16 protein-coding genes and 1 pseudogene are annotated in these 18919 nt (G+C 68.3%); 2 read left to right on the forward strand and 15 right to left on the reverse strand.

Going from position 1 to position 18919, the window contains the following annotated elements; translation table 11 throughout:
* Positions 1–5: 5 nt before the first annotated feature.
* From NR810_RS38245 to NR810_RS38315, 15 genes are all read right to left on the reverse strand, one after another.
* Positions 6–956, reverse strand: a complete 951-nt coding sequence (locus NR810_RS38245; RefSeq protein ID WP_257459850.1) for an ExeA family protein — start codon at positions 954–956, stop codon at positions 6–8.
* A 24-nt stretch (positions 957–980) separates the two neighbouring features.
* Positions 981–4190 (reverse strand): tetratricopeptide repeat protein, encoded by a 3210-nt coding sequence (locus NR810_RS38250; protein WP_257459852.1) that lies wholly within the window; start codon positions 4188–4190, stop codon positions 981–983.
* 179 nt (positions 4191–4369) lie between these two features.
* Positions 4370–5755 carry an acetyl-CoA carboxylase biotin carboxylase subunit gene (accC, locus tag NR810_RS38255; RefSeq protein ID WP_257459854.1) on the reverse strand — a complete coding sequence of 462 codons (1386 nt, stop codon included), beginning with the start codon at positions 5753–5755 and terminating at the stop codon, positions 4370–4372.
* Positions 5756–5794: 39 nt separating this feature from the next.
* The gene (accB, locus tag NR810_RS38260) at positions 5795–6385 is read right to left on the reverse strand and encodes an acetyl-CoA carboxylase biotin carboxyl carrier protein (protein ID WP_257459857.1); all 591 of its coding nucleotides are present in this window, start codon (positions 6383–6385) and stop codon (positions 5795–5797) included.
* 36 nt (positions 6386–6421) lie between these two features.
* The gene (gene efp / locus NR810_RS38265; RefSeq protein WP_257459859.1) at positions 6422–7000 is read right to left on the reverse strand and encodes an elongation factor P; all 579 of its coding nucleotides are present in this window, start codon (positions 6998–7000) and stop codon (positions 6422–6424) included.
* Between the two features lie 105 nt (positions 7001–7105).
* Positions 7106–7468 (reverse strand): roadblock/LC7 domain-containing protein, encoded by a 363-nt coding sequence (locus NR810_RS38270; protein WP_257459860.1) that lies wholly within the window; start codon positions 7466–7468, stop codon positions 7106–7108.
* A 34-nt stretch (positions 7469–7502) separates the two neighbouring features.
* Positions 7503–8204, reverse strand: a complete 702-nt coding sequence (locus NR810_RS38275) for a hypothetical protein (protein WP_257459862.1) — start codon at positions 8202–8204, stop codon at positions 7503–7505.
* 38 nt (positions 8205–8242) lie between these two features.
* Positions 8243–10984, reverse strand: a complete 2742-nt coding sequence (gene pilQ, locus NR810_RS38280) for a type IV pilus secretin PilQ (RefSeq protein WP_257459864.1) — start codon at positions 10982–10984, stop codon at positions 8243–8245.
* 68 nt (positions 10985–11052) lie between these two features.
* Positions 11053–11619 (reverse strand): pilus assembly protein PilP, encoded by a 567-nt coding sequence (locus NR810_RS38285; RefSeq protein WP_257459865.1) that lies wholly within the window; start codon positions 11617–11619, stop codon positions 11053–11055.
* A gap of 59 nt (positions 11620–11678) precedes the next feature.
* On the reverse strand, positions 11679–12290 hold the full coding sequence (locus NR810_RS38290; RefSeq protein WP_257459867.1) for a type IV pilus inner membrane component PilO: 612 nt from the start codon (positions 12288–12290) through the stop codon (positions 11679–11681).
* A gap of 14 nt (positions 12291–12304) precedes the next feature.
* Positions 12305–12985 (reverse strand): PilN domain-containing protein, encoded by a 681-nt coding sequence (locus tag NR810_RS38295; protein WP_257459868.1) that lies wholly within the window; start codon positions 12983–12985, stop codon positions 12305–12307.
* Between the two features lie 30 nt (positions 12986–13015).
* Positions 13016–14098: a type IV pilus assembly protein PilM gene (pilM, locus tag NR810_RS38300; protein ID WP_204226000.1), complete on the reverse strand. Its 1083-nt coding sequence runs from the start codon at positions 14096–14098 to the stop codon at positions 13016–13018.
* A 212-nt stretch (positions 14099–14310) separates the two neighbouring features.
* Entirely contained in the window at positions 14311–15729 is a 1419-nt protein-coding gene (locus NR810_RS38305; protein ID WP_257459938.1) for a sigma-54-dependent transcriptional regulator, read from the reverse strand.
* Between the two features lie 50 nt (positions 15730–15779).
* On the reverse strand, positions 15780–16901 hold the full coding sequence (locus NR810_RS38310) for a sensor histidine kinase (RefSeq protein WP_257459870.1): 1122 nt from the start codon (positions 16899–16901) through the stop codon (positions 15780–15782).
* A 16-nt stretch (positions 16902–16917) separates the two neighbouring features.
* On the reverse strand, positions 16918–17970 hold the full coding sequence (locus NR810_RS38315) for a prepilin peptidase (protein ID WP_306818857.1): 1053 nt from the start codon (positions 17968–17970) through the stop codon (positions 16918–16920).
* 202 nt (positions 17971–18172) lie between these two features.
* On the opposite strand from NR810_RS38315, the pseudogene NR810_RS52905 reads away from it, so the two are divergent.
* Positions 18173–18275: pseudogene (locus tag NR810_RS52905) on the forward strand (prepilin-type N-terminal cleavage/methylation domain-containing protein); the annotation flags it as partial.
* Between the two features lie 2 nt (positions 18276–18277).
* Positions 18278–18826 (forward strand): pilin, encoded by a 549-nt coding sequence (locus NR810_RS38320; protein WP_407653875.1) that lies wholly within the window; start codon positions 18278–18280, stop codon positions 18824–18826.
* The last annotated feature ends 93 nt before the right edge of the window (positions 18827–18919 follow it).

Genomic DNA, 18919 nt, shown 5'->3' on the forward strand with positions numbered 1-18919 from the left:
AACCGCTACAGCTTACCGAGTCCCTCGAGATAACGGTCGATCTCCGCGAGATCGACCTTCGAGTTGCCGCCTGCCCGACTGCCCTGGTTGGCGGCGGCGGCGACCGGCTTGGGCTGGGGGGCCTCCTGCTGCTGGGGCACCGAGCCCACCAGGCCCAGATTGTCGGCGATGCGATGGACGAGCTTGTCGCCGATGGTCTGCTCGCGGGCCAGGAAGGTCTCGAAGAGCGCGTTATCGCAGATGCTGTTGATGACGCGGGGAGTGCCACCCGAGCGCTGGTGTACGGCCATCAGCGCCTCGGGGGTGAACGGCATGCGAGGGCAGCCGGCCAGCCGCAGGCGGTGCTTGATGTAGGCCTCGGTGGACTCGGCCGTGAAGGGCTCCAGCTTGTAGCGGAGCGCCACGCGCTGGGCCAACGGCGGGTCCAACTTGAGGTTCTTCTCGATTTCCGGCAGTCCGAAGAAGACGAAGGAGATGAGCTTGCGCTCGGGGACCTCCAGGTTGAGCAGACCCCGGAACTCCTCCATCAGCTCGCGCGTCTCCAGCATCTGGGCCTCGTCGATGAGGACGACGGCCTTCTTGCCGGACTCGTAGATCTGGAGCAGCCGCTGGTAGAGCTGGGACAGGAGGGCCAGCTTCTCCTGGGCCGGGTTCTCCACGCCCAGCTGCAGGGCGATGCGCCGCAGCAGCCAGTTGGCGGTGATGCCGGAGTGGATGATGACGAGCAGCGCGGCCTCGTACTCGGACTCGGGCAGCGAGTCGAGCATGCGGCGCGCGAGCGTCGTCTTTCCGGCCCCGATGTCACCCACCAGGATGGACAGACCCTTCATGTAGCTGACGGCGTGCATCAGCCGGGTCAGTGCCTGGGAGTGCTGAGCCGAGTTGTAATAGAACCGGCTCACCGGTGCGTTGGAGAAGGGCTCCTGGGTGAGCTCGAAATAGTCGAGGTAGGTCATGGGCTCGGCGGACCTCGGACAGCGCTAGACGTAGCCTACCTTGCGCGGATTGGCTGCGCTCGCCGCCGCGGGGGGAGCCGCTGCGACGGGCACTCGGGGACTGGTGGCCTTGGCCGCACCATTGGACCCATTCCTGGGTCCGCCGGTGGGCAGCGGATCCACCACCGGGGAGGTGGTGGCGGCCAACCGCTCCGCATGGCCGGCGGCGTCGCGGAACTTCGCGTCGAGCGCGGCCACGCGCTGGAAGTGATAGAGGGCCTTGCCCGCCTCGCCACGGGCCTCGTAGGCCATGGCCAGCTCGAACCCGAGCGCCTTGGACACCTCACCCGTGGCGTGCTCGCTGGCGAGCGCCTGCTTGAAGGTGTCCACGGCCGCGCCCGCATCGCCCTTCTGGGCCTGCAGCATGCCAATCATCGTGAGGCAGTCCACCTCACGCTTCTTGCCCATGCAACCCTCGCGAGCCACGGTGAACTCGTGGAGGGCGTCGTCGATGAGGCCCATCTCGCGGTAGGCGATGCCCAGGTCGTAGTGCGTGTCCACGTCCTCGGGCTTGACCACCTTGGCGAGGCCCTTCTTGAACTCGGCGAAGACCTCCTCCACCGAGTACTGGAAGTCCTCCTCGGCGGCGGGCGCCGCGGGCTGATCGCCGCCCAGGTCGCCGAACTCGCCGGCCAGCTCCGCCGCCAGGTCGAACGCATCGCGCTCGGCGGGGGACTCGCCCAGCGCGGGCACGGCGGGCACGGACACCGCGTCGGCCTCGGACTCCTCCTGGGCCGCCGGGGCTCCCCCGGACTCGAGCGCCTCGAGCCGCTCCATCAGCTCGGTGGCGCGCGCGTGGCCCGGGAAGGCGATCATCACCGTCTCGATGATCTCCCGCGCCTCCTCGAAGAGGCCCTGGTCGATGAAGAAGCTGGCCTCGTCGCACTCCTCGCCGGCCGGCTCCTCCTGGGGCTCCTCGACCTGGGCGACGGGCGCGGGCTGCGGCTTGACGGGAGCGGCCGGAGCCTTCGCGGCGGGCGCGGGCTGGGCCTTGGCGGGAGCGGCCGGAGCCTTCGCGGCGGGCGCCGCGGCCTGGGGCTGAGCCTTGGCGGGAGCGGCCGGAGCCTTGGCGGGAGCAGCCGGAGCCTTGGCCACCACGGGCGCGGGCTGGGCCTTGGCGGGAGCAGCCGGAGCCTTGGCCACCACGGGCGCGGGCTCTGGCTCCTCGAGCTCGTAGGAGGCGAGCGCCGGCGTATCCACCGGGGTGCCCTCGTCCTCGAGCTCGGGAGAGCCGAACGCGGTGGGCTCGTCGGCGAAGGTGTCCAGCTCCAGCGGGCGCGCCGACACCTGCGTGGGAATGTCCTGCGCCTGCCCGAGTACGGGCTCGTCCTCGAAGGAATCCTGGAGGAGCTGCGCCGAGGGAGCCGACACCTGCGTGGGAGACGGCTCGTCGTCGCCGAGCGCCAGCTCCGTCCCCGAGTCCGCCAGCAGCGGCTCGTCGTCGGAGGCGGCCTCCAGGGCGGCGTCGTCGGCGCCGACCGGCTCCATGAAGACGGTCGTCGCCTCCTCGGGCTCGTCGTCGGCGCCGAAGAGGGGCTCATCGCCCGACACCACCGCGCCAGGCTCGTCGTCCGCGAGCACCACCCCATCCTCCGCGTCGGCGGGGATGGCGAACTCGGCGGAGACGATCTGCTCCTCTTCATCCGCGCTGCTCGCGGAGACGAGGGCCAGCTCGTCACCCGGCGGATGCTCCAGGGCGTCCGCGGGCGCGTCGGCGACGACGATCTCATCGTCGCTCGAGTCCACCAGGATGGCGTCCTCGCCCACCGACTCCACCTGCGCGCCCACCGTGGCGCCCGCCTCGTCGGTGCGCAGCACGGCCAGGAAGGCCGGTACCTCGGGGTGGCCGGGGTTCTGCTGGAGGATGACGGCCAGGTACGGCTGGGCGCGCGGCACCTCCACGCGGCGCGTGCACAGGCGCAGCACGTTCAGCAGCTGCTCGCTGGCCTGGGCCGCGTTCCCGGAGGCGACGTAGATGTGGTACGCCTTCTCGTGCGCGTCGAGGTTCTCCGGGTCCACCGCGAAGATCTTCCGCAGGTGCTCGAGCGCCTTATCGTGCAGGCCGTACTTGACGTAGACGTCCGTCTCCGTCAGCAGCTTGGAGAACTGATCCTTGCCGGACTGGGCCGCGGGAGCCTGGGCGGGCTCGGGTTCCACCGGGGCGGGAGCGGGAGCGGGCTGAGCGACGGCCACCGGGGCCCTGGCGGCCGGGGCGGGCTGCGCGGCCGGAGCGCGCGCGGGGGCAGCGACCGGAGCGGGCGCCGGAGCTGGCGCGGCTGGAGCGGGCGCTGGAGCCGCGGCGGCGGGACCCGAGGCCCTGTACGCCTCCAGCTCCGGATCAGCCGGATCCAACTCGGCGACGCGGTCCCAGATCTCGTTCGCGTCCTTGGTGCGGCCGCGCTCCTGGTAGACCTTGGCCAGCTCCTTGTAGACGGAGATGGTCTTGGCGGTCTGGCCGAGCCCGTGGAAGGCCTGGGCCAGCATGTTGAGCGTCTCGACGTCGCGCCCGTCCGCCTTGAAGCACACCTGGAGCTTGGCCAGGGCGCGCTTCTGATCCGCGCGCACCAGGTACTGCTGGGCCAGCTCCTTGGCCAGCGCGACGTTGTCCGGCTCGAGGGTGGAGAGCCGCTCGGCCACGCGCAGCCAGTCGTCCATCCGGCTGTTGCGCTTGAGGTACTCGGCGGCGCGCTTGAACTCCTGGGCGGCCTCGCGCGGCAGGTTCTCGCGCGCGTACAGCTCGGCGAGCTTGATCTTCGACGCCACGTTCTCGGGGTCGAGATCCACCATCTTCTTGAGCGTATCCAGGGAGTTCTTGACGTCGCCGGCCTTCTCGTAGTGGTTGGCGACGATCTGGAAATACGCCATGGCCTCGGACATCAGTCCGAGCTGCTGATGGAGCTCCGCCAGCTTGAGGTTGACGTCCAGCAGGTTGGGGTTGAGCTTGAGGACCTGCTTGTAGAGGGCAACGGCCTTGAGGAAGAACCCATCGGCCGAGTAGCCCTCGGCGACCTTGGAGAAGTAGTGGGCCGCCTGGGCGTTGTCGTTCTTCTTCTGGTACAGCTCCCCCATCTTCTGGAGGACCCGGCCGTCCTTCGGGTCCACGTCCAGAACCTTCTGATACTCCTTGATGGCCTTGTCGTAGGCGCCCTTCGCGACGAGCTTGGCGGCGGCTTCGATGATCTTGTTCTTGTCCATCGAGCGTGGGCTTCCTGCCGAGCGAAACCCCTGGAAAATCTTGGGTTTCTGCTTCCTTCAAGGAGACAACGAGGGAGAACCGAGGCTAGCGGAATCTTCCCTGGCGGGTCAAGGAATCCACCCGCCGCAACCCCCCGCAGGATCAGGGGGTTGCGTGAAGGGCAACCGAGGAAGCCCGATCAGGGCGTCTCCTCGATGGCCTTGCGCAGCCGGTGGGAGCCCGTCTCGGACGCCAGCAGCCGCTCCACGAAGCGCGTGTCGTAGTTGCCCTCGATGAAGGCGTCCTCCGCCATGGCCGCCCGGTGGAACGGGATGTTGGTGCGGATGCCCTGCACCACGTACTCGCCCAGCGCCCGCTGCATGCGGCGGATGGCCGTGGGCCGGTCCTCCGCGTAGACGATCAGCTTGGCCAGCAGGCTGTCGTAGTACGGCAGCACGGTGTAGTTCTCGTACGCACTGGAGTCCACACGCACGCCATAGCCGCCGGGGACGCTGTAGGCGGTGATCTTCCCCGGCCAGGGGGCGAAGGTGATGGGGTCCTCGGCGTTGACGCGGCACTCGATGGCGTGGCCGCGCATCTGGATGTCCTCCTGCTTGCGCTTGAGCGGCTCGCCGGAGGAGAGGGTGATCTGCTCGCGGACCAGGTCGATGCCGGTGACGAGCTCGGTCACCGGGTGCTCCACCTGGATGCGGGTGTTCATCTCCATGAAGTAGAACCGCCCGTTCTCGTCGAGCAGGTACTCGATAGTGCCCACGTTGTTGTAGCCGAGCTTCTGCATCGCGCGGATGGAGACCTCGCCCATCTCGCGGCGCAGCTCCGGGGTGAGCGCCGGCGAGGGGCTCTCCTCGATGAGCTTCTGGTGGCGCCGCTGCACGGAGCACTCGCGCTCACCCAGGTGGATGATGTTGCCGTGCTCGTCGGCCACGACCTGGATTTCGATGTGGCGCGGCTTCTCCACGTACCGCTCGATGTAGAGGTCGCCGTTGTTGAAGGAGGCCACCGCCTCCGCGGCCGCCGTGGCGAAGGCCTGGGCCAGCGCGCCCGGCTCACGGACGATCTTCATGCCCTTGCCGCCACCGCCGGCCGCCGCCTTGAGGATGACCGGGAAGCCGATCTCCCTGGCGAAGGCCTCGGCCTCGCGGGCATCCTTCACCGTGCCGGTGCTGCCGGGCAGCAGGGGCAGGCCCGCCTCGCGTGCCGCGTTGCGCGCGCGCACCTTGTTGCCCATCAGCGAGATCATCTCCGGCCGGGGGCCGATGAAATGAATCTTGCAGTCCCGGCACACCTTGGCGAACTCGGAGTTCTCCGAGAGGAAGCCGTAGCCCGGGTGGATGGCGTCCGCGCGAGTGATTTCGGCCGCGGAGAGCAGCTGTGGAATGTTGAGGTAGCTCTCCTTGGACGGCGGCGGGCCGATGCACACCGACTCATCGGCGAACCGGACATGGAGCGCGTTGGCGTCTGCCGTGGAGTGCACCGCCACAGTGGCGATGCCCAGCTCGCGGCAGGCGCGAATGACCCGCAGGGCAATCTCCCCGCGGTTGGCGATCAGCACCTTCTTGAACACGATGTCGTGCCTCCGCGGGGCGTCGACCGCCCGCGTATGTCAGACCGGCTCGATGCGGAACAGCGCCTGGCCGAACTCGACCGGCTGCCCATTCTCCACGAGAATCTCAGCCACCCTACCCGCCACGTCGGCCTCGATCTCGTTCATCAGCTTCATGGCCTCGATGATGCAGAGCACCTGGCCCTTCTTCACCACGGTGCCCACCTCCACGAAGGCGGGCTGCTCCGGCGCGGGCGTCCGGTAGAACGTTCCCACGAACGGGCTGGTGACGACATGACCGGGCTTCTCCGCGGCCGGAGCCGCGGCGGCCGCCGGGGCGTGCACCACGGCCGGAGCGGACACCGCGGGAGCGGCGGACACCGGCGCGGCCATCACCGGCGCAGGGCTCACCGACGGCGATACGGGAGCCGCGTGAACGATGGTGGGCGCGGGCACGGGGCCCCGGCGGATGAACAGCCGCTCCTCACCCCGCTGCCACACCAGCCGCGTTACCTCGGAAGCCTCGAGGATCTCCACGATCTGCCGGAGCGCCTCCACGTCCAGGGAGGTGGTGTTGCCCTCCACGCGGACATTGCCCGCCTGCTCGGCGGACGCCGACTCCGTTCGCGTTACCTTGCGCTTGGTTGCCAATTCCGTCCCCTCCCTGAACCGCTGTGGGCCTGCTAACTAACCCGCGGTGGCCACGCGCGTGAGGTACTTGCCGTCGCGCGTGTCGATCTTGAGGATGTCACCCTCGTTGATGAAGAGCGGCACGTTGACGGTGTAGCCCGTCTCCAGCGTGGCCGGCTTCAACGCGCCAGACACCGTGTCGCCACGGATGCCCGGATCGCACTTCGTCACCTTCAGGTCCACCGAGTTCGGCAGGGTCACACCAATGGCCTTGCCGTTGTAGAACAGGATGGCCGCGTTGATGTTCTCCTTGAGGAAGTTCTTCGCCTCGCCGAGCACGTCCGCGCTGATGAAGGTCTGCTCGTAGTTGCGCGTGTCCATGAAGTAGAAGTCGCCGCCCTGCTCGTACAGGAACTGCATGTCCTTCTCTTCGATGTCGGGCTTGCCCACCTTGTCGCCGGACTTGAAGGTCGGCTGAAGGACGCGGCCGGACAGCAGGCTGCGGATGGACGTGCGCACGAACGCCGAGCCCTTGCCCGGCTTGACGTGCTGGAACTCGACGATTTCGAACGGCTCACCGTCGACTTCGATCTTCATGCCCTTGCGGAACTCGGACGTATCAATGACACCAGCCATGGACAGGCTCCTTCGGACAGCTTGAAAAGTCCGGGGTGTCTAGCCGATGGGGCCGCGCCTTGCAAAGTGGAAAGGCGCGGCGCGCTGCGCCGTCCGCCCGGCAGGCTACAGCTCGGCGAGGATCTTGGGGGCGGTCACCCGGAGGACGTATCTGCCCTTTCCGTAGTTACCGTCCGCCCGAAGCGCCAGGACCAGGAAGTATTCCGGAGACACCAGGCGCATCAACGTGAGCACCCGCTCGCTGTTGACGCTGACCTCCTGGACGGCGCCCGTCTTGAGGGTCTCGGCGGCCTGACGGAGCTGGCCGAGCAGGTTGGCGTACTCCACCCAGGCCCCGTTCAGCTCCAGATCACCCGCCTCGTCCCGCTGATGGGTCTCCACGGCGATGCCGTCGAAACCCATCACACTGCAGGCCAGGGCCCCGTCTACCTGATTGACCACCGACTCGAGGTGCGTACGGAAGGACATGGCTGCCGCCTTGTAGGAGGGCCAGGGTGTCAGGTCAAGGCGTGGTTGCGGGAGCCGGCGGGCGGCAGATGGGGCCCACGTCCTGACCCAGCTGATCGCATGCCCCCACCGCCTGAGCCGCCTTGAACTCCAGACCCGCCGGGCACGACAAGGTGGACGGATCGAAGCCGCTGTTGATGATGTTGATGGGGAACTGGATCTCGTTGCTCTCCACGCTCTGGCCGCTGCTCAAGCGCCCCCGGGCCTTGATGGAGGCGAGCACGGTCGCCTGCTGCCCTTCGGACACGGCGGAACTCAGCGCGGTGAGCGCCTTGGGGCCGAGCGCGTACAGGATGGCGAAGCTGGACGACCCCGCCGTCCCGGGGCGGAAGACGGCGTAGATGGGGACGCTCTCCTCTTCGGGCAGGCCCGCCACGCGCGGCGACGTCTCGTAGGAGAGGACCACCTCGCTGAGGGTGATGTCGTTGAGCCCGGGCCCCGAGATCACATCGCCCCCGAGGGTGATTTCACGCTGGACGGTGTTGGTCTCGAGCACCAGGCCCAGCAGGTAGCTCTCCCCGCCGGAGATGTCGAGCAGGCCCTGGGCGAGCTGCACCCCACCCGTCGTGACGCTGCAGCCTCCGGTCTCCGTCTTCAGGGGACCCGCCTGGAGGAAACGGATGGACGCATCACCCTGATTGGCCACGCAGGCCATAGAAGACGCCGCCAGTGCGGCAACCAGCATCAATCGCTTCATGGACAACGACTCCTTCATGAGCTCGAGAGAGACACCGGCTACAGCGACTGGGCGATCGTCTGCCGGTTGAGGATCCGCGGAGAGATGAAGATGAGCAGCTCCTGGCGCTCATCACGCTCGCGGTGGTTCTTGAACAGCAGACCCAGCACCGGAATTTTCGACAGGAAGGGCACCGCGTTGCTCTGGGAGCTGCCGCGGCGGACGTAGATGCCACCGATGACGGTGGTGTCGCCGTCCTTCACCAGCACCTGGGTGTTGGCCTCCTTGCGCTGGATGGCGGGCTGGCCGTTGGCACCGGTGTTGGCCGGATCCGGCTGGTTGTTCTGCGCGTTGATGGACATCAGGATGCTGCCGTCCTGGGTGATGTGCGGCGTCACCTCGAGCGACAGACGCGCCTCGACGAAGGTGGTGTTGGCACCGGCCGCGGACACCTGGCTGAAGGGGATGGACAGACCCTGGCTGATGCGGGCGGTGTTGTTGTCCAGCGTCGTCACCTTGGGCGCGGAGATGGTCTTCAGCACACCCTCTGCCTCCGCCGCGGAGATGCGCAGGTTGAGGGCCAGCGCACCACCGGCCGAGCCGAACACGAAGCCCAGCGCACCACCGAGGCCCTGACCGGCGCCGACCGGCAGGTTGACGGCGAAGTTCGGGTTGTCGGCGAGGCCCGGGGCGGAACCTTCCGAGGCACCCGACACGGCCACCGTGTTGGGGAAGATGAGGCCGGTGGCATTGCCCGTGGCCTGGGAGGCCAGGGCCTGACCACCCCACTGCACACCGAGCTCGCGGCTGAACGAGGTGTTGGCTTCCACGATGCGGCTCTCGATGAGCACCTGCGGCGTCTGCGTGTCCAGGTTGCGCACCAGCGCCCGCGCCTTCTCGGTGTTGGCGCGCACGTCCTTGACGATGAGCACGTTGGTGCGCGTGTCCACCGTCACGGTTCCACGCTCGCTCAACACGTCCTTGACGCGGGTGGACATGTCGTTGGCCACCGCGTAGTTCACCGGGATGAGGCTCACCAGCAGCTCCTCCTGGGCCACGAGCGACTTCTTGCGCTCCTGACGCAGCTTGGCCTCCTCCTCCAGCGTCTTCAGCGGCGCCACGCGCACGATGTTGCCGAACTCCTCCTTGCCCAGGCCCTTGGTGCGCAGGACGAGATCCAACGCCTGATCCCAGGGCACGTTGCGCAGGCGGATGGTCACCTTGCCGGTGACGTCATCGGCCACCACGATGTTCTTCTTGGAGATCTCCGCGATGACGCGCAGCAGGTTCTGGATGTCGATGTCCTTGAACTCGAAGGACACCTTCTTGCCGCGGTAGCGGGCCTGCTGGGGCGCGCCCTCGGAGACGTACGTGGGCGCCTCGGCGGTGAAGCCGGCGGTGCGCTGGGTGACGGCCACCTGCTCCGTCTTCACGCCCTTGACGCTCAGCCGCCAGGACAGGCCACCGGCCACCTGGCTCACGTTCTCCTCGATGGCGCCGTCCGCGGCCACCACCACGCGCACCCGGTTGCCCTCGCCGGGCACCGCGAAGGCGCTGATCATCTTCACCGGCGTCTCCAGCGCGCTGGTGTCCAGGCTGCGCTCCAGCCGGCGCGGCAGCTTCGCGTTCTCCAGCGACAGCACCGCGCTGCGAGGATCCGGCCGCTCCACCTTCCACACCACCGCGCCAGACAGCTTGAGGTTCACCCGGCCACCGGTGTCGTTCTCGTCGAAGGTCAGGTCCTTGACCTCCACGGCGGCCGGCTGCGCGCTCACGGGCGTGGGGCGCAGGGGCTCGTTCTCCGCCACCACCTTCTCCGGCGTGTCGGACGGCGCGGCCGGCTTGCGAGCCACCTTGCCACCGAGCACCACCTCGAGGCCCCGGGTGCCGCGCTCCACCCGGTAACCGGGCATCTCTCCGCGCACGTCCAGCACCAGCCGCACCTTGTCCGAGTGCGCACCCACGCGCACGTCCTTCAGCAGGCCCGAGCGCACGCGAGGAGCCCGCGCGGACAGACCCACGCCGTACACGTCCACCGCGAGCCGCGGCGGATCCGCCAGCTCCAGCACCTCGTAGCGGGCGACCTCGCCGTCCGTGCGGATGTTCAGCGTGTCACGGTTGAAGGAGACGGCGGTGATGCGGCGGGCCGGATGCGCCACCTCGCGCTCGTCCGCCTCGGCCGCCACCACGTTCTCCGGCAGCGGCTGCGCGGGGGCCGAAGCCACGGCCGGCGCGGGCTGCTCGACGGGCTTCTTCTCCCGAGGCTCGGCCGCGGCAGGCGGCGCGGCCACCACCGGGGTGGGCTCGGCCTTCGGCGCGGGCTCGGCCTTGGCCACGGCCGGCGCGGCGGGCTTCACCTCGGGCGCGGGCGCGGCCTTCGCCTCGGCCGCCGCTCCCTCCACCGAGATGACGACCTTGTTGCCCTCGGCGCGCACGTCGTACTGCGCGGCCTGGTGCAACGCCACCAGCACCCGGCCCACGCTCGCGCGCTCGTCCGAGAACTGGGAGGCCACCACTCCGGACACCGGTCCCGAGCCGTTGTGGAGCCCCTTGATGCCCGTGGCATCCGCCGACGAGAGATCCACCACCAGCCGCTCCGGACCACTCAGCCGGAAGACGGTGAATGTGGGTGCCCGCGTGCCGGTCACCACCACCTGGGTGCCCGAACCCGTCTGCACGACCTTCAGGTCGCGCAGGGTATTGAGCTCGGCGGCCTCGGCCCCGACACCCAGGATGGCGACCACCAGGGCGGCCACCACGCTCATCAACTTGCCCCTCGTCACAGCGCTCTCCTCGAGCATGCGTCCCCTCAACAAGTCGCAGTGGGCCGAAGGAGCCGGACCCCGCCGGCTCCCCACCACCAGGAGCCCTACGGCTCCCAGTTCTTGCCCGTCATCAGGTCGTAGGCGGGGTCCCGCTGGGATTCCTGCCGCAGTTCCAGCTTCACCGGATTGGAGATCACCCGCTCCGGCGTGGTGATGACCTCGGTGACGATGACTTCGTCACGGAGGATCTGCGTCACCTTGCCACCCTGGCGGCCCATGCGCGTGTTGCGGCGCACGATGTGGCCACGGCCCAGCGGATCCTCCACCATGGCCAGCGGATTGGCATCCCCGCTGACCACCGCCACCAGCTTGAGCTGGTCGATGTCCCACTGGCACAACGGCTCGTTGCAAGCCACCTGGGGCCCGAGCTGTGGCACGTCGGGCTTCAGCTCATCGACGGGGCTGCGGAACGGATCACGCTTGCCCACCGGGTTGTAGTTGTAGACGTAGGTGGGCGGCGCCGCCACCGGAGTCTCCGCGGCCTTGTCCTTCTGGGACTCGGCGCTCGGCGGGCGCGGAGCGACGGGCGCTGGCGGAGGTGGTTCCTCGCCGCAACCCGTGAGCGCGAGGGCCAGTGCCCCCGAGATGAACATGGAGTGGAACGTCTTCATCCTCTGGTCCCCTTGTCGCCCCATTTGCAGGACCGATCAAGTTTCCGAATGGAGTTCATCTACTTCTTCTTGGAATCCTTCGACGGCGCCGCGGCCTTCGTGTTGACGAACCGGAAGGTGGTGGCCAGGAAGGAACTCTGGAGGACCACCTTCTCGTTCTTCAACTTGGCGCCGTCGAGCTTGATGTTGTTCACGTTCACGATGCGCCGCATGTTCGCCACTTCCTGCAGGAACATGGCGATCTCATGGTAGTTGCCGCTCACCTGCATCTTGATGGGGATGCGCGCGAAGAAGTCACCGCCGCCCACCGACTCGGGGCCCGGCTCCACGCGGGCGATGGCCAGCCCGGACTTCTTGCCGATGTCGTTGAGCTGCGAGAGCAGCTCCTCGACGTCCTTGTTCTCGGGCAGCTCGGTGAGGGCCTCGGCCAGCCGCTGCTCCAGCACGTCCATCTCGCGCCGGCGCTCGTTGAGGTTCTGGGCGATCTCGCTCTTCTCGGCGAGGTCCAGATCCAACCGGCGCTGCTCGGCGCGCAGCCGCTCCATGTTCTCCTCGAGCGGCTGGATGACGAAGAAGAAGTTGGCGGCGGTCATCAACACCACCGCGGCCGCCAGCCCGCCGAACTTCACCGCGGGAGGAGCCTTGACGATCCTATCCAGGTACTTGTCCATGGCCTGCCGGCTCCTTAGATGGCGTAGTTGGCGGTGAGGGTGATGTCGAAGTCCACCGTTGCCAGGTCACCCGGCTTGGCCGTGTTGCTCTGTTGCTGGGTGCTCTTCAGGTCGACGTTGTTGAAGAAGGGCTTGATGTCGTTGACGGGGAACTCCTCGATGGCGACATCCGCCGCCACCAGCTCCACGCGCGACGTCTTGGCCTCGCGGCGCTGCTCCACCAGACGGCCGATGCCCTTGGGCGTCCAGACCATGCTGTTGAGGTTGCGCATCAGCTCGGCCACGTCGTCGTGGCTGATGGCCGAGCCCTGCAGCTTCACGCTGCCGCGCTCCTCGTTGAAGCTCTTGATCCACGCCTTCTTCGGCAGGGAGGTGGCCAGGGCGTCGAGCAGACGCACCGGACCGGAGCGGCCCTTGCGCAGCTCGTCCAGCACCGCCAGCTTCTTCTCCACCTCGACCTTGCGGGCGTTGATGTTCTTCACCTCGCCAATGGTCTTGTCGAGCTCGGCGATGCGCCGGTTGGTGTCGGCGATGCCCTTGCGCTGGCGCTCGACCACACCGTCACGGTCCGAGTACCAGAAGTAGTTGCCTACGAGCGCGGCGACGAGCACGACCGCGAAGAGGACCAGGATCTGCCGGCCCATGCTCTGCGTGGCTTTGGCGCGGACGGGCAGAAGGTTGATGCGGATCATCATGTGCGTCAGTCCTTCGAAGCAGGGGGAAGATCAACCGAGCTTGTCGCCCGGGCGGCGAAGCGCCAGACCCACGGCCACCGCGGCCATCGGCGCCACCTCCATGATGAAGGCGGGGTCGAACTTGCGGTTGTCCACGTCGATCTTCCGGAAGGGGTTGAGGATCTCCACCGGCACGCCCACCCGCGTCTCGATGGTCTTGAACAGCGCCGGAATCTTGGCGGTTCCACCGGAGAGGTAGACCTTGGTGAAGTTGGCATCCACGGCGGTGCCCGCGTAGAAGTCCAGCGAGCGCTGGATTTCACCTGCCACCTGCTCGGCCACACTCATCAGCACCCGCTCCACTTCCTGCGGGACGACCGCGTCCGAGTCACCGCGGGTGCCGCCGATCTTCAGCGCCTCGGCCTCCTCGTAGGAGACGTTGAGCTGCTTCTGGATCTCCTCGGTGAACTGGTTGCCGCCGATGGTGACGTCACGGGTGAAGACGGTGATGCCGTTGGAGATGATGTTGATGTTCACCACCGAGGCGCCCGCGTTGATGAGCACCACCGTCTCCTTGTCGGGGACGTCGTAGTTGGAGGCGAACATGTTCTGGACGGCGAAGGCGTCCACGTCCACCACCACCGGCTGCAGCCCCGACTCGGAGACCACGGTGGTGTAGTCGTTGATCATGTCCTTCTTGGCCGCGACCAGCAGCACGTCCATCTGGCCGGTGGCGTCATTGCCGCCCGCGTCCAGGATCTGCGTGTCGATGTTCACGTCCTTCACGTCGAAGGGGATGTACTGCTCCGCCTCCCACTGGATGCTCTCCTCGAGCTCTTCCTGGCTCATGCGGGGCATCTGGATCTTCTTGATGATGACCGAGTGGCCGGAGACGCCGATGGCGACCTCCTTGTTCTTCACCTTCAGCTCGGACATCAGCTCCTGGAGCGCCTGGACGATGGCGGTGGAGTTCATCAACGCGCCGTCGACGATGGCCTCGGGGGGCAGCGGCTTCATGCCGAAGCTCTGCAGCGCGTAGCTCACCTGGCCACGCTTGCGCTGCTCCTTGAGCAGGATCATCTTCACCGAGGTCGATCCGATATCGAGACCGAGAGCCAGCTTTCCCTTCGCCATACAGTCGTTGCTCCGTGGAGGGGCCGCCAGCGTAGCACCGGCTCGCGAGCCCTCCTAAAAAGTGCTCCGCGCCAGCCCGCAGGGCAGCCGGCCAATCCCCCGAAATCCCACGGCGGTGGACCCACGCCGCATTCCAAGTGCCGATTTTCCGGCCTCGGACGCGTCTCGTCAAATCGGCCCTTTCGACGCTCCGTCCCCTATTGAGCGGCCAGTCAGCCTCGCTCACCCTCCGCGTCCGGGTCGATTCCGTACTCCTTGATTTTGTACAGCAGGGCCCGATGGCTGATCTCCAACACCTCGGCGGCGCGGGTGCGATTGCCGCGAGTCCGGCGCAGGGCGGCGCGGATGTAGGACTCCTCCAGCTCACGGATGGCCTGCTTGAGGGACAGGTTGGCGTCGGGAGGGGGGTGCGTGGGGGTGGGGGAAGGTTGCGTGGTGGCCGGCGCGGGCGCGGTCCAGAGCCGCTCCGGCAGGTTCTGCGGGAGGATCAGCGCGCCCTCGGCCAGCAGGACCGCGCGCTCCACGGCGTTCTCCAGCTCGCGCACGTTTCCCGGCCACGTGTAGGAGGCCATCAGCGCCTCGGCCTCGGGGCTGAAGCCCCGCACGGGCGGCTCGCGGTTGAGCTCGCGGTTGAAGCGCGCGAGGAAGGAGCGCGCCAGCAGGGGGATGTCGCTGGTGCGCTCGCGCAGGGGCGGCACCCGCACGTTCACCACGTTGAGCCGGTAGTAGAGGTCCTCGCGGAACTCGCCCCGCTCCACCAGCCGGCCCAGGTCGCGCAGCGTGGCGGCGATGACGCGCACATCCACCTTCTCCGCGCGGTTCTCTCCCACCGGGCGGATCTCCCCTTCCTGTAGCACGCGCAACAGCTTCACCTGGGCGGGAGGAGGCAGCTCTCCCACCTCGTCGAGGAAGAGCGTGCCGCCGTCGGCCTCGCTGAAGAGGCCCCGGCGGGCGGTGCGCGCGTCGGTGAAGGCGCCCCGGGCGTGGCCGAAGAGCTCGCTCTCGATGAGGCCCGCGGGGATGGCGCCACAGTTGACGGCGACGAAGGGCATGGCGGCCCGGGGCGAGCGCGCGTGCAGTGCCCGTGCGACGAGCTCCTTGCCCGTCCCGCTCTCTCCGGTGATGAGGACCGTGGTGCCCACCGGCGCCAGCCGCTCCACCTGCCGCAGCACCACGCGAAGGGGCTCGCTCTCGCCGAGGATGCGCTCCACGGGCACGTCCCCGCCCACTCCCCGCAGGCGCCGGTTCTCGCGCAGCAGCCGCTCTCGCTCCTCCGCCTTGCGCAGGACGAAGACGATCTCCTCGGGCTTGAAGGGCTTGCGCACGTAGTCGTACGCCCCGGCGCCCACCGCCTCGAGCGCCTGCTCCCGCGAGCCGTACGCGCTCATCACCACCACCGTCAGTCCCGGGTGCTCGGCGAGCGCCTGGCGCAGCACGGACAGGCCATCGCGCCGGGGCATGCGCACGTCACACAGCAGCACGTCGTAGCCACGCGCGGCCAGCTCCCGCAGCGCCTCCTCGCCGTCGGACACCGCACGCACCTCGTAGCCCAGCCCGGACAGCACCAGGGTGAGGACGTGGCGCACGGAGGGCTCGTCGTCGGCGACGAGGATGCTGCGGAAGAGGGCCATGGAGACACCCCAGAAGTAGCCCACTCCCGGGGACACGGCCAGATTCCGCCTCAGACGCCCGGCAGGCGGACGGAGAAGCGAGCACCGCCCTCCGGGACGTTCTCCACCGTCAGCCGTCCCCCCATCCCCTCGGCCAGGTGCCGCGACACGGCCAGCCCCAGCCCCGTGCCGTGGCCGGGCTCACGGGTGGTGAAGAAGGGCTCGAAGAGGCGCGGCATCACCTCCGGCGGGATCCCAGGGCCCGTGTCCTCCACCACCAGCAGCACGTCCCCTCCCCCACTCCGGGCGGAAAGCCGGACGACCCCCTCCCCCCCCATGGCCTGCACCGCGTTGAGCAACAGGTTGATGACGATCTGCGACAGCGGCCCGGAGTCCGCCCGTGCCAGCAGGCCGGGAGCGAGCTCGAGGACCAGCTTCACCCGCGAGAAGTCCCGCCCGGCCTTCACCAACTGCACGCACGTCTCCACCACGTGCCCCACGTCCACCGGCCCCAACCGCTCCCGCCCCGGGCGGCCGATCTCCAGCAACCCCCGCACGATGCCGTCGATGCGCTGCACCTCATGATCGATGCGCGCGAGGTACTCCTGCACCTCGGGATCCTTCGTCCGGGCACCGGCCAGCGAGAGGTAGCCGAGGATGCCCGCCAGCGGGTTGCCGACCTCGTGGGCGACGCCCGCCGCGAGCCGCCCCACGGTCGCCAGCCGCTCCGTGGAGACGAGCTCGGTCTGCGCCAGGGCCAGACGGGCGTTGGCGGCGCGCAGCGCCTCCATCTGCTGCCGGGTGGTGTCCTGCTCCCGCTGGAGCACAGCCGCCATGCGGGAGAGCGCCCGCTGGATGCGCGAGAGCATCGGCCCCGCGCTCACCGGCATCGCCACGTCCAGCTCCAACCGCCCGAGCTGCTCCACCACCTCCTCGGTGCGCCGCAGGGGCCGGCCCACCATGAAGTCCAGCACCCCGTACGCCACGACGGTGAGCAGCACCAGATCCAGCCCGAGGAGGAACGGCAACGAGCCGAGCGTCCGCGCCAGCACCAGGGACTCGGGCGAGCCATCCGCCGCGCAGTGACGCACCGCCTCCATCAACGACAGGAGCGGCCGCTGCAGGGAGAGCCAGGTGAGGCCCGTGCCCACCACGCTGAGAAGGAAGGCGACGCTGGCGACCCGCCACTTCATCCGCGCCCGCGCTCCCTCACGGCACTCCCGTCAGCAGGACGTCGATCGGCATTGGCAGCACCTCGCGCAGCCACGGGCCGAGCAGCATCACCTCGAGCGCGGCGAGCGCCAGCCAGGGACCGAACGGAATGTTGGTGGGGCCCGGGACCCAGTCGTCCTCGTCCTCATCCCCCTCCGCGTCCCCCCGGCCCTCGCCCCCGGTCCCCTCCTGCGCCGGGCTGGCGCTGGCGGAGTCCACCGAGGGCTCCCGTGCGTCGGGCGCCGGGGTGGGAGGCACCTCGGTGGAAACCCCGGGCGGCCCCGCGGCGCTTTCCGTCTCCACTTCCGTCTCCGGCGCCGGTCCCGCCCGCCCGCGGAAGAGCAGCAGCAGCGAGCCCACCACCGCGCCCTGGAACGAGGAGAGGAAGATGACGCCGAGCAGCACCTTCCAGCCGAGGAAGGCGCCGATGAGCGCCAGCAGGAACTTGTCGCCCCCGCCCAGCGCCTCCTTCTTGAAGATCTTCTCCCCCAACCATTCCAGCGCCCAGAAGACGAAGAACCCGGCCGCCGCGCCGATGACCGAGGCGATCAGCCGATCCATGCCGATGGGCACCGACAGCACCACACCGGCGGCGATGCCCGGCAGGGTCAGCTCATGAGGGAGGATCCAATGCTCCAGATCGATGAAGGCCAGCGGCACCAGCACCATCACCATCACCAGGGCGGACACCAGCTCCGGAGTCCAACCGAAGCGCCGCTGGCTGGCGAAGAAGAGCAGCGCGGTGAGCAGCTCGATGGCCGGGTAGCGCCAGGAGATGGGCTGGCCGCAGGAGCGACAGCGCGCTCGCAATGCCATCCACGACAGGACTGGAATGTTCTCGTACCACGCGAGTTGATGCCCACACTTGGGGCAACGCGAGCGCGGCCGGACGATGCTCTGATCGTAAGGCACACGGGCGATCACGACATTCAAGAAACTGCCGAAGAGCAGGCCCATGATGACGATCAGCGCCACGGCCGCTCCCTCCAACGCCTGAGGAGTCACGTTCTGCGTCCCTTCTTCCGCGAGGAGCTCCTGATCGCGCAGCATAGAGCCCGGGCGCGCACCGCGGGCGGACGATTCCTGTCACCCTGGTGACAAAAATTGGCACCTGACTGCCCATTCCGGGCACCCGGAGCGATGCAAGTCCTTGGATCCGCATCACGGGCCGGGTGGTTTGACCGTGGCACCGTTCGTGCTATTCCTCAGGACGGCTTCGGCCGCAACCCATCCTTCACCCGAAGGGACTCCCATGACCCGTCTGTTCGCCCGGAAGAACCGTGGCTTCACGCTCATCGAGCTGATGATCGTGGTGGCCATCATTGGCATCCTCGCCGCCATCGCGATCCCCAACTTCATCAAGTTCCAGGCCCGCTCCAAGCAGGGTGAGGCCAAGTCCAACCTGAAGGCCTGGTTCACCACCGAGCGCGCCTACCTGCAGGAGAAGGACCGCTACTCGGCCAACATCAAGGCCATCGGTTATGCCCCCGAGCGCGGCAACCGCTACGCCTACTACTTCGGCGACAACAGCAAGTGCGAGGTTCGCGCCGTCGACGGCACCGTCACCGTCCCCGCCGACCAGATCGTCGAGTGCATCACCGTTGACCTGGGCAAGCACACCACCTCCCAGGACAAGCCGGACGTCGTGAAGGTGGCCGGCATCAGCTGGCTCGGCGCCGGTGACGACCCGGCCAACCCCGGCATCTCCGGCACCTGCCCGGGCTGCAACGTGGACGCCTACGCCGCTGGTCAGATCGACAACGACAAGGACGGCGTGGACTCCTGGTACATCTCGACCAAGGATGCCAAGGCCGCGCAGGCTCCCTGCGGCTCGGACGCCTCCGAGGTCAACGCCGTGGCCGGCACGCCGTACAGCTCCTTCAACGACGTCGACTGCGACACCTAAGCTGACCTGCCGGGCAACCGGCACGTCGAAATTCGGGGGGCACTCGGGGATGATCCGGGTGCCCTTCTTGTTTGAGGGTGCACTGTTTTCGAC

The sequence above is a fragment of the Archangium lipolyticum genome (assembly GCF_024623785.1).
Classification (GTDB): domain Bacteria; phylum Myxococcota; class Myxococcia; order Myxococcales; family Myxococcaceae; genus Archangium; species Archangium lipolyticum.

Bases quoted from the DNA above. Each gene is read 5' to 3' on its own strand.
- NR810_RS38245 (WP_257459850.1), bottom strand. From the start codon at position 956: ATGACCTACCTCGACTATTTCGAGCTCACCCAGGAGCCCTTCTCCAAC.
- NR810_RS38250 (WP_257459852.1), bottom strand. From the start codon at position 4,190: ATGGACAAGAACAAGATCATCGAAGCCGCCGCCAAGCTCGTCGCGAAG.
- efp (WP_257459859.1), bottom strand. From the start codon at position 7,000: ATGGCTGGTGTCATTGATACGTCCGAGTTCCGCAAGGGCATGAAGATC.
- NR810_RS38270 (WP_257459860.1), bottom strand. From the start codon at position 7,468: ATGTCCTTCCGTACGCACCTCGAGTCGGTGGTCAATCAGGTAGACGGG.
- NR810_RS38275 (WP_257459862.1), bottom strand. From the start codon at position 8,204: ATGAAGCGATTGATGCTGGTTGCCGCACTGGCGGCGTCTTCTATGGCC.
- pilQ (WP_257459864.1), bottom strand. From the start codon at position 10,984: ATGCTCGAGGAGAGCGCTGTGACGAGGGGCAAGTTGATGAGCGTGGTG.
- NR810_RS38285 (WP_257459865.1), bottom strand. From the start codon at position 11,619: ATGAAGACGTTCCACTCCATGTTCATCTCGGGGGCACTGGCCCTCGCG.
- NR810_RS38290 (WP_257459867.1), bottom strand. From the start codon at position 12,290: ATGGACAAGTACCTGGATAGGATCGTCAAGGCTCCTCCCGCGGTGAAG.
- NR810_RS38295 (WP_257459868.1), bottom strand. From the start codon at position 12,985: ATGATGATCCGCATCAACCTTCTGCCCGTCCGCGCCAAAGCCACGCAG.
- pilM (WP_204226000.1), bottom strand. From the start codon at position 14,098: ATGGCGAAGGGAAAGCTGGCTCTCGGTCTCGATATCGGATCGACCTCG.
- NR810_RS38305 (WP_257459938.1), bottom strand. From the start codon at position 15,729: ATGGCCCTCTTCCGCAGCATCCTCGTCGCCGACGACGAGCCCTCCGTG.
- NR810_RS38310 (WP_257459870.1), bottom strand. From the start codon at position 16,901: ATGAAGTGGCGGGTCGCCAGCGTCGCCTTCCTTCTCAGCGTGGTGGGC.
- NR810_RS38315 (WP_306818857.1), bottom strand. From the start codon at position 17,970: ATGCTGCGCGATCAGGAGCTCCTCGCGGAAGAAGGGACGCAGAACGTG.